The organism is Bradyrhizobium sp. USDA 372, from assembly GCF_053629095.1.
Genome location: NZ_JBRJHR010000001.1, coordinates 2,486,304 through 2,500,999 on the forward strand (window position 1 = coordinate 2,486,304; position 14,696 = coordinate 2,500,999).

General features: G+C 60.5%; 13 protein-coding genes. 10 read left to right on the plus strand and 3 right to left on the minus strand.

All coding sequences use genetic code 11. The annotated features are described in order from the left end of the window. Positions 1–618: 618 nt before the first annotated feature. From AB7M16_RS11890 to terL, 4 genes are all read left to right on the plus strand, one after another. Positions 619–963, plus strand: coding sequence for a hypothetical protein (locus tag AB7M16_RS11890; RefSeq protein ID WP_453943992.1), 345 nt, complete (start codon positions 619–621; stop codon positions 961–963). A gap of 265 nt (positions 964–1,228) precedes the next feature. Then, entirely contained in the window at positions 1,229–2,698 is a 1,470-nt protein-coding gene (locus AB7M16_RS11895) for a site-specific DNA-methyltransferase (protein WP_453943993.1), read from the plus strand. Continuing rightward, on the plus strand, positions 2,695–3,117 hold the full coding sequence (locus AB7M16_RS11900; protein WP_453943994.1) for a DUF5681 domain-containing protein: 423 nt from the start codon (positions 2,695–2,697) through the stop codon (positions 3,115–3,117). Before AB7M16_RS11895 ends, AB7M16_RS11900 begins: the two co-directional genes overlap by 4 nt. Next, a complete protein-coding gene (gene terL / locus AB7M16_RS11905) occupies positions 3,114–4,520 on the plus strand; it encodes a phage terminase large subunit (RefSeq protein WP_453943995.1) in 1,407 nt (468 codons plus the stop codon). Before AB7M16_RS11900 ends, terL begins: the two co-directional genes overlap by 4 nt. A 224-nt stretch (positions 4,521–4,744) precedes the next feature. Here the strand turns inward: terL and AB7M16_RS11910 are convergent, their stop codons facing one another. After that, positions 4,745–5,062 carry a hypothetical protein gene (locus tag AB7M16_RS11910; RefSeq protein ID WP_453943996.1) on the minus strand — a complete coding sequence of 106 codons (318 nt, stop codon included), beginning with the start codon at positions 5,060–5,062 and terminating at the stop codon, positions 4,745–4,747. Positions 5,063–5,385: 323 nt separating this feature from the next. Here AB7M16_RS11910 and AB7M16_RS11915 point away from each other — a divergent pair, with 323 nt between their 5' ends. The 6 genes from AB7M16_RS11915 to AB7M16_RS11940 all read left to right on the plus strand — a co-directional run bounded on the left by AB7M16_RS11915 (position 5,386) and on the right by AB7M16_RS11940 (position 12,296). After that, the gene (locus AB7M16_RS11915) at positions 5,386–6,240 is read left to right on the plus strand and encodes a YqaJ viral recombinase family protein (RefSeq protein ID WP_453943997.1); all 855 of its coding nucleotides are present in this window, start codon (positions 5,386–5,388) and stop codon (positions 6,238–6,240) included. Beyond that, positions 6,224–7,369, plus strand: a complete 1,146-nt coding sequence (locus AB7M16_RS11920; protein WP_453943998.1) for an ERF family protein — start codon at positions 6,224–6,226, stop codon at positions 7,367–7,369. Before AB7M16_RS11915 ends, AB7M16_RS11920 begins: the two co-directional genes overlap by 17 nt. After that, entirely contained in the window at positions 7,366–7,941 is a 576-nt protein-coding gene (locus tag AB7M16_RS11925; protein WP_453943999.1) for a hypothetical protein, read from the plus strand. Before AB7M16_RS11920 ends, AB7M16_RS11925 begins: the two co-directional genes overlap by 4 nt. Positions 7,942–8,298: 357 nt before the next feature. Continuing rightward, a complete protein-coding gene (locus AB7M16_RS11930) occupies positions 8,299–8,658 on the plus strand; it encodes a VanZ family protein (RefSeq protein ID WP_453944000.1) in 360 nt (119 codons plus the stop codon). A gap of 447 nt (positions 8,659–9,105) precedes the next feature. Then, a complete protein-coding gene (locus tag AB7M16_RS11935) occupies positions 9,106–9,669 on the plus strand; it encodes a transglutaminase-like cysteine peptidase (protein ID WP_453944001.1) in 564 nt (187 codons plus the stop codon). Between the two features lie 557 nt (positions 9,670–10,226). Then, a complete protein-coding gene (locus AB7M16_RS11940; RefSeq protein ID WP_453944002.1) occupies positions 10,227–12,296 on the plus strand; it encodes a carbohydrate-binding domain-containing protein in 2,070 nt (689 codons plus the stop codon). Between the two features lie 107 nt (positions 12,297–12,403). Here AB7M16_RS11940 and AB7M16_RS11945 read toward each other — a convergent pair whose 3' ends face one another. Next, positions 12,404–13,474 carry a glycosyltransferase family 2 protein gene (locus AB7M16_RS11945; protein ID WP_453944003.1) on the minus strand — a complete coding sequence of 357 codons (1,071 nt, stop codon included), beginning with the start codon at positions 13,472–13,474 and terminating at the stop codon, positions 12,404–12,406. Further along, on the minus strand, positions 13,461–14,531 hold the full coding sequence (locus tag AB7M16_RS11950; protein ID WP_453944004.1) for a glycosyltransferase family 4 protein: 1,071 nt from the start codon (positions 14,529–14,531) through the stop codon (positions 13,461–13,463). The genes AB7M16_RS11945 and AB7M16_RS11950 overlap by 14 nt, the downstream gene beginning before the upstream one ends. Positions 14,532–14,696: the final 165 nt, after the last annotated feature.

A 14,696-nucleotide genomic window follows, 5' to 3' on the forward strand; every position in this document is an offset into this window, starting at 1 on the left:
GCGCATCACCCTAATCGCGGCATCAGTATAGCGGCCGCTAAAGAGCGCTCCATCAACCTGAGAAAAGATGCCCATTCCGAATAGTGCGATAGCAATGCCTCTAAGCATGGTTGTGGTCCGTTGAGATGCTGAGCACGCTAAAAGCGGCCCCAGCCGCAGGATGGGGTAAACAGCCGGGGCCGGCATTGCCATTCCATGTGCCGCAATCGGCGGTAGGCGGCACGCACCCAGCTAGCGATAAGAATGCTAATCACTTATTTCGCGCTTTCAGAATTCGGAGCGCAGCGCTTTGCTGTTGCGCCAGCCAGCCCAACGAAAGCCGGGGCGTCGCAATCATACGGACGCCGAACCAGAGTTGGCCGTGTCGTCCACCCCTTGCCGGCCCGGTGGTCCTGAGAGGATCGACAGTGACCGGCGCGCGCCGCATTGACGCCTTGACGGAACGGCTGCCGTCCTCTCTGTTGGTTCACCGTAGAGCTACGGACTATCATCTTTAGTCGGCGTGTCATCAGACTTCGGGCTGAAGTTGCCAGGGACGATCCCAACTGGAGTCAACGAGACGCTGTCCGGAAATGAACCAAGGTGCCATCGGATCTCTCATCTATGGAGTGTCCCAACATGCGCAAACCGTTGCAGCGTGGGCCCAGACTGATGCCTCTCGAAGAGCTTGCGGTAAACTTGCTGTTCAAAGCTCTGGGTGAGCATCGGTACAATCGATCTCCGCAGGAGTATGCGTATCTTATCTCGCTCATTCCTCCGCTCAAGGAAGCCATTCACCTGGTCAATCAAGGCCTTCAAGAGATCATCGAAAGCGGCCAGCAGCACGAAATTTGCTACTTTCAGCCCGGCGATTTGGCGCCGCGCTATATACCGTTTCCCAGCAAAATCTCGATCGATACACTTCGGAAAGGCCTGATTACTGCCGGCTTCCGAGAGCCCAAATGGCAGAAAGCTCCCAGCTAACATTTTTCAATACCACGATGGCTCTTGCGTACGGCCCCTCAGCTGCCCTGAGCAAGCCAATCATGACCGGTCACGCGGCCACAGCAACCGTCCGTGAAACGAAGGCTATGCGCTGCCCCTCGTGCAAGCGGACCACCGCCGCGACCTCCCAACAGCATTGTTGCGCGTCCTAACCGGCTGATCACAATATACTTTTTTGATCATTTACCCAACGCACCTGCTGTGGTGCATATGAGTTGCTCCTTCAACAACAAGGAGCCGCAACATGACGCTCGGTCGAACAAAGGCCGCCTCCAAATCACGGCCTGACAGACGTACCGCGCTTTCCAACTCCCGTAAGCGAACTAAGCACCTCGAACGTCCCATTGGAGACGATTTGAAGGCTGCCGAGACAAGCACTCGCTTGTCGCCGGCTGTTCTACGCGACCTGATGCTTCTGCCGCTCGGAGATCTCAAGCGAGCTACCAAGAACGCGCGAACCCACGCCAAAAAGCAAATCAAGCAAGTCGCCAACTCGATCCTGCAGTTCGGCTGGACCTATCCGATTTTGGCGGACGCAGATCGGCGGATCATCTGCGGCCATGCCCGCTGGGAGGCGGCCAAGCGGCTTGGCCTGAAGGAGGTCCCCGTCTTGGTGATGCGCGGCCTGAGCGACGCAGAAAAGCGCGCACTGGCTCTCGCCGACAACAAGATTCCAGCGAACGCAGGCTGGGATCGCAAGCTGCTCGCCGAAGAACTTGGTGAGCTCGCATCCTTGCTGCCGGAGTGCAATCTCAGCCTCGACATCACCGGGTTTGCGCCGGCCGAAATCGACGGGTTGATGCTCGATTTCGGCAACTCGGAGCATGATTCAGCTGACGCGCCCTGCACGATCGGCGAGCAGCCCATCAGCCGCAGGGGCGAGTTGTGGCAGCCTGGTGCGCATCGCGTGCTGTGTGGCGATGCCTGCGATCAGAACGATTGGGCGAGGTTGATGGGATCCGATCGGGCCAGCATGCTGATCGCCGACTGTCCTTATAACCTGCAAATTTCCAAGACGCTCGGCCGCGGCAAGATCAAGCATCGCGAATTTGCGGTGGGGTCCGGGGAAATGTCGTCGGCCAAGTTTACCGATTTTCTCGCCAGCTGGACGCGACTGGCCGTCAAATTCTCGCATGACGGGTCAATGCACTACATCTTCATCGACTGGCGTCACCTTGGCGAAATGCATGCCGCGGGCTGCGCCGTCTACGGTCCGCTGCAGAATCTGCTGGTCTGGAACAAAACCAATGCCGGCCAAGGCAGCTTCTACCGCTCCCAGCACGAGCTGATCTTCCTCTACAAGAACGGCGATGCGCCGCACCTCAACAACGTCGAGCTGGGCCGCCACGGCCGCAACCGCTCGAACGTGTGGACCTATGCCGGCGTCAACACCTTCCGCAAAGATCGACTCGATGATCTCACGGTGCACCCCACGGTGAAGCCGGTGGCGATGATCGCGGATGCGATCAAGGACTGCACCCGGCGCGGCGATCTCGTGCTCGACCCCTTTCTGGGCTCTGGCACCACCCTGCTGGCGGCCGAGCGCGTCGGCCGCCGCGCTTATGGCCTGGAGATCGACCCGCTCTACGTCGATGCTGCCATCCGCCGCTGGCAGGACGTCACCAAGCGCGATGCCATCCTGGTCGCGACCGGCCAGACCTTCGACGAGGTGGCGACCGAGCGAGCGACCACGTCAGCGGAGCGCAGCACATGAGCCGCCGCAAGCAAACCGGACCGGGCGGCGGGCGCGGGAAACGAACCGATGTCGGCTACGGCCGCCCGCCCCCCGAGCACCAATTCAAGCCGGGTCAATCCGGCAACAAGCACGGTCGGCCAAAAGGCTCGAAGAACGAGGCGACCATCATCAACGAGATTCTCGACCGAAAAATCCCCATCCGTGACAACGGCAAGGCGCGGATGATCACCGTGCTCGAAGGGATCCTGACCAAAGCTGCCGACGATGCGCTGAAGGGCAAGGACAAAGCGGCCGCCTTCCTTCTCAACCGCAAGCAGCAGGTCGAGTCCAGCGAACAGCCTGCAGCGCCGCAGCTCGACATCGACGATCGCAAGGTCTTGGATTTCTATAACGCACAGCTTTACGAGAAATTCAAAAAGCAAGGAGACTCCAAATGACTGCCCACGACTTCGAATTGTTAAGCGCCATCTTGCGCGCTGACTTCGTCAGCTTTGTCTACCGCTGTTTTCTTCACCTCAACCCCGGCGCTCGGTTCCTACCCAATTGGCACATCCAGGCGATTGCCTATCAGCTCGAGCGCGTACGCCGCGGCGAGCTGACGCGTTTGATTATCAACATGCCACCGCGTTACCTCAAATCGATCACGGTATCGGTGGCCTTTTCGGCCTTCTTGCTGGGGCACGCGCCAGGCCGCCGCATCATTTCCCTCAGCTATGGCGATGACCTCTCGGCCAAACATGCCAGCGACTTCCGCTCCATCGTGCATGCCGACTGGTACCGGCGCGCGTTTCCCAACATGCGCATCGCGCGCAGCACCGAATCCGAGCTGATCACGACCCGGCGCGGTTCGCGCAGGACGACCTCGGTTTCGGGGACGCTGACGGGACTGGGTGGTGACCTGATCCTGATTGATGATCCGCAAAAGCCGGCCGATGCGCAATCGGAGTCGCGCCGAACTGCTGTGAATCAGTGGGTGACCAACACGCTGATGTCGCGGCTCGACAACAAGCTGACCAGCGCGGTGATCCTGGTGATGCAGCGCGTTCATCTCGACGATCTGTCCGGGTTTCTCGCCAGTTCATCCGATGAGTGGGAGGTGCTGAGCCTGCCCGCGATCGCCGAGACCGACGCCGCGATCCCGATCGGGCCCAACCAATTCCATTTCCGGAAGGCCGGTGAGGCGCTGCATCCGGCTCATGAATCGATTGAGATGTTGCGTAAGCTGCAGCAGACGCTCGGGCCCGATGTGTTCGCTGCGCAATACCAGCAGGCGCCGGTGCCGGCCGGCGGCGCCCTGATCAAGCGCCCTTGGCTGCGATATTACGACGAGCCCCCATCCCAAGATGGCCTGGGCTGCTGCATCATCCAGAGCTGGGATACCGCTGCGAAAAATGGCGCCCAAAATGACTGGTCGGTGTGTACGACGTGGCTGGTCGTGGACGGGACCTATTACCTGCTGGATCTTGTGCGCGGCCGGTTCGAGTATCCGGCCCTGCGCGACACCGCGATCGAGCTCGCCAGGCGCTTCAAGCCGCACGAAATCCTGATCGAGGAGGCCTCCACTGGAATTGCCTTGGCCCAGGAGCTCGGCGATCGAACGGATTGCTTCGTCAACCCGATCAAGGTCGAGCACGACAAGATCGGTCGCCTTTATGTCCAGCAGGCCAAGTTTGCCGCCGGACGGGTGCGGTTTCCCAGGAACGCGCCCTTCCTGCCCGAGCTCGAGATGGAGCTATTGACCTTCCCGCAAGGCCGTCACGACGATCAGGTCGACAGCATCAGCCAGGCGCTTGCTTACGATAACACCAATGGCTACGATCACACATTCAGTTGGCTCTGATGGTTGCCGCTAGTTGAGCCTCTCCATCACCCAATCGTGCAGCCCGAGCCGCATGATGGTCGAACCGAGCTCGCGACCGGTCCCGACGTGAATGTCGGAGCGGTCGTCGGGGGCGCTCACCGCCCCCGACCAACCCCATCACCCGTCGGTGCGCGGTCGAGGAGCTTTGCCGCAGGCCATGGGGCGCCGCGGCCTTTTTCAGAACGAAGCCAGCTGACCTTGCCTCACTCGCGTGCCAAACCTAGCAAGCGAAGCGTCCGCTTCTGCTGCACCAAAGCAGCCCGGTCGTAGCGCTCCAGCCCTTGAAGCCCTTTCAGATCTGCCGGCAGCGGGCCGGTCAGAAGCGCGGCCAACACCGCCTGCCGCAAGCTGCGGATCCGCAGCCGCGCGAGCTTGGACCGCGCAAGCGCCATCGCCGCGTCGGGCGTGACCTGACGCCCGAGCCCGGCAGCAATCGCGACGGCAAGATTCGCCGCCTCGGCAGCATCGCTGATATCGCTGCGCGCCAGCCCGTGACGCAGCGCATTGCGGCTGGACCTCATCTTGCCCCCCGCCGTTTTCGGCCCGGTGCTGCGCTTGGCGTTGCTGCGATTGGCTTCGATTTGTCGAATTGACGTCATGTCCGAGCGCCTCGGGCGGGGCGGGTTGCGGCCCCCGAAAGCTCGCTCCAACCTCCTGAAACTTCAAGACTTTTGGCGCCGAACGAAGGGCAAAATTGCTGCAGAAAGGACTGGCATTCGGGCGCGAAAGGAGCGTTAATCACCGGACCGGCCTTTCGGCCCTTGGCCCCGGTCTTTCCCCTCGCGGCGGCGGGGGTTTTGGCGGTGCGGCGGCAAGCCGCATGTGCCAACTAAAGGAGAGACCGGTGACCACGATTGCAACCGACGGCGCGCCCCGCTCCGTCATCACATTGAACCGCCACGACCGCCGCGCCTTCATCGGCGGCTCGGACGCGCGCATCATCATGGGCGACGACCAGGACGCGCTGCTGCGCCTGTGGCGGGAAAAGCGCGGCGAGATCGCGCCGCAAGATTTGTCCCGCAACCTGGTCGTTCAGCTCGGCCTCGCCACCGAAGCGCTCAACCGCGCCTGGTACCAGGGCGCCACCGGGCACGTGATCACCGACGTCCAGAAGCGGGTGCGGCATTCAGTCCACGGCTGGATGGCGGCCACGCTGGACGGCATCGTGGCCCCGATTGGTGCGGTGTACGAGGCCAAGTTCATGCTGCCCTGGGGCTTTACCGAAGAGGCCGCGGCGGAGAAACACATGGCGCAGCTGCAGCACAACATGTGGGTGGTCGCGGCGCGCGCGGCCGTGCTCTCGATCATCACCGGCGGCGGCAAATGGCTCGAGATCACCCTGCATGCCGACCCGCTCTATCAGCACCTGCTGCTGACGGCGGAGAAGAAGTTTTGGCGCTGCGTGCAGAGCGGCGAGCCGCCGCGGCTGTTTGGCATCGAGACCCCACGGCCGCGGCTTGCTGCCGTCAAGGTCGTCGACATGAGCGCGTCCAATGTCTGGGCCGAATGTGCGGCGATTTATCTGCGCACCCGCGACGCCCATGCCGAGCACGAGCTGGCCAAGGCCGAGCTCAAGAGGCTGCTGCCGGAGGATGCCAAGGAGGCGTTTGGCCACGGCGTTCGCGCCAAGCGCTCCAAAGCCGGCGCCGTCAGCTTTGATCCGGTTGAGATGGAGGCCGTCAATGCACCAGGCCAGTGAGCAAATCGGGGCGATCGCGGCGGCGCTGGCCCGCGCCCAAGCCGAACTGACCAACCCGGAAAAGACTCTGACCGCTCAGCTCCGCTCGCCGTTCCTGCGCGATGACGACCGCACCTTTCGCTACGCCTCGCTGGCAAGCGGCCTCGACATCGTGCGCAAGACCTTGAGCCAGCAGGAGATCGCCACCATCCAGACCACCCGGGTCGAAGCAACCAGCGGCCACATCCACCTCACCACCCTGCTCGCCCATTCCTCCGGCGAGTGGATCTCCTCGGACTGGCCGGTCTGCGCCGCCCGGGACATCGAGGCGCCGCATCGCATGGGTGCGGCGCTGACCTACGCCCGGCGCTACGCCCTGTTCGCGCTGGTCGGAATTGCCGGCGAGGATGATCTGGACGCCCCGGAGACGGTCGTCGGTCCCCCCGCAGCGCCCAGCTTCAAGGCCGCGCCCGGCAAGGGCGCGCTCAACCATGCGCCGGTGCTGCGGCCGGGCGAGTCCGCTGCACTCCGGGAGCAGCTGTTGCGCCAGCTCGAGGCGCTGCCCGCCAGCACCGATCTGCTCGGCTGGGCCATGGCGAACCTCCCGCTCAAGAACAGCCTGCAGGAGCCGGATGCCCGGCGCGTCGAGGCCGCCTATCAGGCCAAGCTTGAGGACACGACCCGGACTCAGGCCGAGCAGTCGGCCGACTTGGGTGGCGCCCCACCCCTGCCAGCAGCGCCTGCTGATGACGCCGAGGCCGCGCTGCAGCCTGCGCTCGCCGAGACGGGGCTCGCCCATCCCAAGGAGCCACCGCGCAAGCGCAGCAAGGCGCACCTGCTGTTTGTCCGGGAGCAGCCCTGCCTGGTGTGCCGGCAAACGCCGTGCGATGCCCATCATCTGACCTTCGCCCAGCCGCGGGCGCTCGGGCGCAAGGTCAGCGATGAGTTTACGGTGCCGCTGTGCCGCGCCCATCACGAGGAGCTGCATCGGCACGGCAACGAGCGGGCGTGGTGGGCGAACCTGCAGATCGCGCCACTGCCGCTCGCGCAGGAGCTGTGGGCGGCGAGCCCGATCCATGGTCGGGCCGAGGGTGCGGCCGGCGCCGCAGCCGTCCTCGCCAACCTCGGCGCGGAGGCCGCATCCCGATGAACGGCCCGTTCCAAACCGCGTGCGAGCTGACCGCCACTGCGCTACCGGCGGAGTTTGCGGCCTTGGCGCCGCCGCCCCTGCTGCTGCCCGGCGAACATCTCGACCATTACCATGCGCTGCGACAGGCCATCTTTGCCGACCTTGCGCCCCGGTCCGCCATCGAATGGCTGCTCGCCATCGATGTCGCCGAGCTGTCCTGGGAGATCCAGCGCTACCGCATGTTGCGGCACAAATTGCTCGACACCTATCGCCACAAGGCGATTGAAGCGGCGCTGCGGCACATCGACAGGGTCGGGATCGATCCTGACTTCGAACCCCGGGCGGAATACTACACGCAGCAAAATGCGCTGAGCTGGCGCACTGACCCAATCGCTGCGACCGAGATCGAGGCGCGGCTTGCCGCCTATGGCTTCGATCAAGACGCCGTCACCACCGAAGTCTACGTCCAGGCGCGCGAGGTCCTGGTGCTGTTCGAAGGCTTGCTCAACGCCGCACAAACCAAGCGCACGTTGCTGCTGCGCGAGATCAGGCATCAGCGCTTCGTCAGCGCACCGACGCGCCGGCCACGCTGAAAGATCAGATCGATATTCCGGACCGCGCACTCTCGACTCTCGCTTGCGCTCACAGATGTGTTCGCTTGATCGGAGTTCCAAAAGCGAAATGCGAAGCAACATCGGAGTAGCAGCATCGTACCCGCAAGCTTCGGAGCCGCCTACCGCTGCGAACTCCGCCACAGCAGGCGCTCACAACTCGTTCACTCGGACGAACGCAAATACAGGCTCCGCGTAAAACGGTTTCTGCCGATCGATCGTGCGGCCCCTGCCCACCTTTTGATCATCCGACACGGTTGATAACCGCTCCGACACAGGGCCAGATGTTCGCGCCGCTCGCCTCATTGCACCGAACACGAACTCTGGATCATAACAGACATGGTCAAATTTTTTCTCGCCGCGGGATGGTTGGCTCTCGCCCTCGTCGCTTTTGTGACGCTCGCTCCCATTTACGATCGGCCCATGATTGCGCCGCCTAACGTCGAGCGCTTTGCCGCATTCTTTATCCTCGGTCTCGTGCTCGTGCTGGCCTACTCGAATCGCATTATCCTCATAACTCTGATCGTCGTCGGTAGCGCAGTTATCCTCGAAGCCTTGCAGCTGCTGACTCTCGATAGGCATGGTGACCTCATGGATGTGCTGGTCAAAGTGGCTGGTGGCGTCTGCGGGATCTCTGTCGCCACTCTCGCGCGCGTCGGTATAACTCAGGCAATGACCAAGATCGTATCTCGCGGATGACCGGCACGGCTCTGAAATACGTCTGCTCTTAGGTACCGCTACAAGCTGAGGCGACGCGAATAACAAGGCTAGCCCGTCATGGACGATCTCTGGCTGATCGCAGCTATGTTGTCGCTCGGCTTGAGATCCGGGTGCATTCTGCGGGACCAACAGCCACCGCGATGGCACCGCAAATTGGGCCGGCGGCTGCCCGAAACGGCGCTGGCGCCCTCGATGTGCCAGGCAATTTTTTTGGACAGAGAAGCCATTTTTTCCAGTGAGGTCTGTCCCGTTGATTGCGTCCTCGCGACCACGTTCGCAGCAGCGTCGCGTTTTTGGACCGGCAAACGGCTGCGGCAGCGACGCTTCAAGGCTAGGCATCAATTGCCCCATAATTGATATAGCGTTCCCATTTTTGCGCCTGCAATATGGAGCGATGGTGTAGTCGTTTCTGTCAGGCACCGAGTCATGATCAGATATGCTGCAAGCACACTTGCCATAATGTATTGGATTTGCGGCCAACCGGCCTATTGCGGTTTTGAACAGCAAGTCGCCGCTCCCCTTTCGTTCGCGCTGTTCTGCGTCCGATATCCCCAAGATTGCCAGCAACATGGCGATCTGCGCATCACAGATTTCCGTTCTCGTAGTCAGCGATGGCGAGAGCTCAACCAGATTAATTCCATGGTCAATTTCAGCATCATGCCGAAGGCGTTGGCGGCAAGCCGGAATGACTATGACTGGCAGATCTTTCCCAACGAGGGAAACTGCGCGGATTATGCTGTCACAAAGCGCCATCTGCTGCTGCGAGCAGGTTGGCCAAGTTCGTCTCTTCTTCTTGCGGAGGTTGGCATTCGGACAACCGGGGAACACCACCTGGTTCTGCTTGTACGAGAAGGCAGAGCTATTTTGGTGCTCGACAATCTGAATACGGCCATTCTCAACTTCAACGAAGCTTCCGAGCAATACGCTTTCCTGCGTTTGCAATCGCATTACGACCCGCAACTCTGGACGCGCAGGCTTAACGTAACGTAGTCCGTGGAATCCTACATTGGAGTGGAGCGGAGCGGGAGTTCTGCCTTCTGCTTGGCGGAGAGGCGACCAGCTCTGGTCCATGCGTGCCTTGGTCCGAAGTCATGGTGGGCTGACTTATGACGCGTGTATCAGCGGACCGCAGCTGACTGGCTCGCCTGCGCCCACTGTTCTGCGTCTATTGTGATTCAAGAGGATTGAAGCAGCACCGCGAGATCAGTGTACGCGACGGGCAATCGCCTAAAATTGGTGCAGGGATGCACTTCCGTCACCATGCACTTCCAGGCTGGACGGGCGTATAGTCGAGAGAGATCGCGGTGATACTGTCTTTATTTTTGCTCCCGAAGGGTGTGCGGCATGTGTGGCCCTCGAATGCCGACACTGACGAGCCGATCCGTGTGAACTGTCTACTGACGTAAGTTTGATGCTCCGAGACTTCGAACGATCGACGCATCACGATCAAGTCTCTCGCACCTTTCAGGGCAGCCACTTCGAAGCGTTCGTTTCTCGCGCAAATCTTTCGTTCGTACCCTTCAGGGCTTTACTCGCGGAGATTTTCGATGATCGATCTTAGCGGTTACAAGCTGACGTTCGACGATGAATTCAATTCCAGGAGCATTTCACTTACTGGCGCCGGCACCAAGTGGGCGGACACCAGGGCCGAATGGCGGGGCGATGCGGCGTCCGACGTTGGCTTTGGCACCAGCTCATTCGTCGACCCCAGCTCGGGATACGATCCTTTCTCCGTTTCCCAGGGAGTGCTTGCGATCACCGCTGTTCCGGATCGTACTCCATTCGGAGTTCCCGGAAGCTGGGAATCCGGACTGATAACAACCCAGAGAAGTTTCTCGCAACAGTACGGTTACTTCGAGATACGGGCAGAGTTCTCGTCGTTAGCAGGCGGTTGGGACGCATTTTGGCTGCTGCCCGTGAAAGCTCTTCCCGACCCCAATGGGCTCGGGCGGTGGCAAGAACTCGATGTGGTTGAGCACTATGGCGTCTGGAGCAAAGGGGCATACAGCACCATTCACACAACGGACCGAGTGTTGAACGAAAACTGGCAGACGCAGCTCCAAGTCTACAGCGAACTGCCAAATCCGGGTGGCTATCATAGCTATGGCGTGAATTGGCAGAATGAGCAGATCAGTTTCTATATCGATGGCCACCTGGTTGGGACTCGCGCAACGCCAAGCGACATGCATCAGCCAATGTACCTTCTGGCGAATCTGGCTACGCAAGAGCCCGCAAGCCTCGCGCGGGTACCTATCACCAGTAAGATCGACTACATCCGCGTGTATTCTGCCGACCCCTCGGCCACAGCTGTTTCTCTAGAGCCGGTCTCATCTCCAACGGGTAGTGATCCCGGGACCTACGGTGCTGTAACTGCGTCGAGCACACCCCAAACCACGCCGACATCAACATCGATCGGCGCCGGTCCCGATCAACTCGTCTTCAAGATCAGCGAAAATGCCTATCTTGGAGACGCACTCTACACCATCTCGGTCGATGGCAACCAAGTCGGCGGGACATTGACGGCCCATGCGTCGCATGCGGGCGGTCAATCCGACACCATTGCGGTGCACGGGAACTGGGGACCCGGCGATCACACCGTCCTGGTTCACTTTCTTAACGACCGCTGGGACGGCACGCCGGATACTGACCGCAATCTTTACGTGGACGCCGTTGACTTCAACGGAACGAACCTTCCGCAAGGCGCCATCGGAAACGTACTCGGCCAGACCTTCAGCTTCCACAATGGTGCATCGGCCGGAACGACCACGCCGGTGATAACGCCCCCACCGCCGACGAATCCAACCGGTACGCCTTCACAAACACAAAACGGTTCATCATCATCGATCGGTGCCGGTCCGGATCAACTCATCTTCAAAATCAGCGAAGATGGCTATCTCGGAGACGCGCTCTACACCATTTCGGTCGATGGCAACCAAATCGGCGGGACATTGACGGCCCATGCATCGCACGCGGGCGGTCAATCCGAAACCATTGCGGTGCATGGCAATTGGGCACCGGGCGATCACACCGTCCTGGTTCACTTCCTTAACGACCGCTGGGATGGCACCCCGAATACCGACCGTAATCTTTACGTGGACTCCGTCAGCTTCAACGGTGCGAACCTTCCGCAAGGCGCCATCGGAAACGTACTCGGACAGAACTTCAGCTTCCATGATGGTGCATCGGCCGAAACAACCACGCCAGCGACCACGCCCGTGCCGCAGACAAACTCGACTGGTACGCCTTCACAATCACAAAACGGCTCATCAACATCGATCGGCGCCGGTCCAGATCAACTCGTGTTCAAGATCAGCGAAGATGCCTATCTTGGAGACGCGCTCTACACCATCTCGGTCGATGGCAACCAAGTCGGCGGGACATTGACGGCCCATGCATCGCATGCGGCAAATCAATCCGAGACCATTGCCGTGCACGGGGATTGGGGATCCGGCGATCACACTGTCCTGGTCCATTTTCTCAACGACCGCTGGGATGGCACCCCTGACACCGACCGCAATCTTTACGTGGACACCGTCAGCTTCAACGGAACGAACCTTCCGCAGGGCGCGATCGGAAACGTGCTCGGCCAATTTTTCAGCTTCCATGATCTAGTTTGATAACTGCGCTGGACCGATAGTTCGGCCCGCGACGGCAACGGCGGGTCCCAGGGCCGGGCCAGCGGCAGCGAGAGGGGCCGCTACCGGGCCCATGACCAGCGTCTTGTCTAGCGTCGCGAAACCAAGCGGAGACGTCCCGATCGTCTTCGGTTTCGAGACCTGTAGGCCATCAACGCTCTGGCTGGTTCGCAAGGCAGCATGGCCGCAAGCACAAAGAACGCAACCAGCGCCATTTTTTGAACGATGGGGAAAGGCTCAGTGCTAACACTCGCTATCAGTTTCGGCAACATCGAAGCGCGTGAGCTGCTTCCCGATACGATTTGGAGACAGAAGCTGCGCTCGCGATAGTAAAAGGCGACTTGCGGCTCAACCAATCTTCGGCCCGGAGCCACTCGAGCGACAATCGCGCGCAAATGCTCGGTCCGCGCCACAAACCTCTTGATATCGCGCTGTAGCAACGAAGCGCTTGGAAGCTGACCGAGCTGCGAATCGTTTAGGCCGTGCACACGGTAGTTTCCCAGCTCCTCGGAAAGGCTGACGACGTCCCCAAAGAACGGAGCAACAAACAAGATCACCCCATCGACGGCCTTGTCATAGTCCACCTCCCGCAGCAGCTCGCAGACATCCCGACGAAAAACGTTTCCAGACGTCGGTGGGGTCTTGTAGACGCCGCGTCTGAGCACTTCATCGACCAATCGGTCGCGCTCCCGAAACGATTCGAGCGACGAAAACGATCCGACAGGCCTGCTTTCGGCATCGATGAGCGTCAGACCAAATTGAAGTTTTGCGACGCGCTCGTCCAATTCGGTCAAGATTCTGGCCAGTGAACCTGGCTTGAGCTCATCATCGGCGTCGAGGAACAAGATGAATCTTGCCTGGGTCCTTTCTAGCCCAAACAGGCAGGCCCCTAGCTGCCCGCGGTTTTCAATCTTGAATGCAGGCACCGCATAGCGTCTGATCGTCTCCCACGAGCCGTCACTTGAGCCATCGTCCACCACCAGGAGTTCGCAGGCATCGCAGTTCTGGTCTAAGACGCTCCTGATCGCTCGCTCAATGTAAGCCTTGTAATTGAAGCAGGTGATGATGACGGCGAGCTTGGGCGCATCGATGGCCTCTTTTCTCGAGCACGTCGTCGCTGTAGCTGGGTCACCGACATCGCTTGCTTCAGGCGTGAGCATGAGCGGGACCAGACGCCTCTTCGTAAATCGCAAGCGTTTGACGAGCGACTCGGTCAATTGTAAGAAACTCTAGATTGAACTGACTTTTCTTTTTCCATTCCAGCACGGCTTGCCGGTCCTGGAGCAAACAGCGCAATACTTCGGCAAGTCTTTGCGGGTTGCCCACGGGAACGAGTTGGCCTGCTTGTCCCTCTTCAAGCAATTCAGGAATTCCGTCGACATCGGTCGCGACGATGGCGCAGCCAGCTTCCCGCGCTTCCGACAGCACCAGCGGAGCGGGATCAGCGTGCGACGGCAACACGAATATGTCGGCTCCTGACAGGAACGGAAAAGGATTATCTTGAGCACCCAGGAAGGTCACCGCTGACGCGCATGCCATCGAGCTGACCTGGGCGGCATATTGCTCGCGGTGCGGACCGTCGCCGACAATATATAAGCGTCCTGCTCCGAGCGCAGCGTAAACCATATCGAACGCGGCAAAGAGGTCCGATAGCCCCTTCCGCGGATGCAGTCCGCCAACGAACACGATCGCCGGTGATTGAAGCGAGGCTGGCGTGCGATCCTTTTGGTCGAAACGCGCTGCACCGATTGTTCCATTCAGAACGACGCGGATCCTCGACTGCGGAATCCCTCGGCTTCGCATTGACTTACCAACGGCCGTACTAACCGCGATCACTCTCGCTCCGAGGCCCATGAGGACTGCGCTTCGCTGGAATTCATTGTGAACGGTCGTGACGAGTGGGATTCCGAGCAACTTGCAAATAGGCCAGGCAAGGACGGCGCTGGTCATCATATGGGCGTGAACCACCTCTGCCCGCCAATCGCGCATCAACCGATAGAGCGACAGTGTGGCCTGCAGCAGCTCCTTGGGGCGGCGCTCCAAACCGATGCGGATGGTTTCGACATTGTTTTTCGCGAGCAAGGCATCAAAATCGCCGCCGCCGCTCACCATTGCGACTTGGTGGCCTAGTTTCGCCTGCGCACAGGCAAGATCCACGGCGGCATGCACATGACCGTTCAGCCGGCGTGTGTGATTGAGTAATTGTACAATACGCATGCACACCTGCGGCAAAGAGCCTGGGAGATGCAAGACACCCCAGTGCTTGGTCCAGCGCGTTCACCGGGACGATTGATCTCAAGATGGAAAAGCAGCCAACGGTGCTTACGGTGCAAATACCCTGCCAAGGTGACAGCGGTCGAAACACCAAACCCCCTGCGCCGA

Excerpts from the sequence above, each read along its gene's own strand:
- AB7M16_RS11920 (WP_453943998.1), top strand. The coding sequence starts at position 6,224 with ATGCACCAGGCCAGTGAGCAAATCGGGGCGATCGCGGCGGCGCTGGCC.
- AB7M16_RS11910 (WP_453943996.1), bottom strand. The coding sequence starts at position 5,062 with ATGAGGTCCAGCCGCAATGCGCTGCGTCACGGGCTGGCGCGCAGCGAT.
- AB7M16_RS11895 (WP_453943993.1), top strand. The coding sequence starts at position 1,229 with ATGACGCTCGGTCGAACAAAGGCCGCCTCCAAATCACGGCCTGACAGA.
- AB7M16_RS11935 (WP_453944001.1), top strand. The coding sequence starts at position 9,106 with ATGATCAGATATGCTGCAAGCACACTTGCCATAATGTATTGGATTTGC.
- AB7M16_RS11950 (WP_453944004.1), bottom strand. The coding sequence starts at position 14,531 with ATGCGTATTGTACAATTACTCAATCACACACGCCGGCTGAACGGTCAT.
- AB7M16_RS11900 (WP_453943994.1), top strand. The coding sequence starts at position 2,695 with ATGAGCCGCCGCAAGCAAACCGGACCGGGCGGCGGGCGCGGGAAACGA.
- AB7M16_RS11945 (WP_453944003.1), bottom strand. The coding sequence starts at position 13,474 with ATGCTCACGCCTGAAGCAAGCGATGTCGGTGACCCAGCTACAGCGACG.
- terL (WP_453943995.1), top strand. The coding sequence starts at position 3,114 with ATGACTGCCCACGACTTCGAATTGTTAAGCGCCATCTTGCGCGCTGAC.
- AB7M16_RS11890 (WP_453943992.1), top strand. The coding sequence starts at position 619 with ATGCGCAAACCGTTGCAGCGTGGGCCCAGACTGATGCCTCTCGAAGAG.
- AB7M16_RS11930 (WP_453944000.1), top strand. The coding sequence starts at position 8,299 with ATGGTCAAATTTTTTCTCGCCGCGGGATGGTTGGCTCTCGCCCTCGTC.
- AB7M16_RS11925 (WP_453943999.1), top strand. The coding sequence starts at position 7,366 with ATGAACGGCCCGTTCCAAACCGCGTGCGAGCTGACCGCCACTGCGCTA.
- AB7M16_RS11940 (WP_453944002.1), top strand. The coding sequence starts at position 10,227 with ATGATCGATCTTAGCGGTTACAAGCTGACGTTCGACGATGAATTCAAT.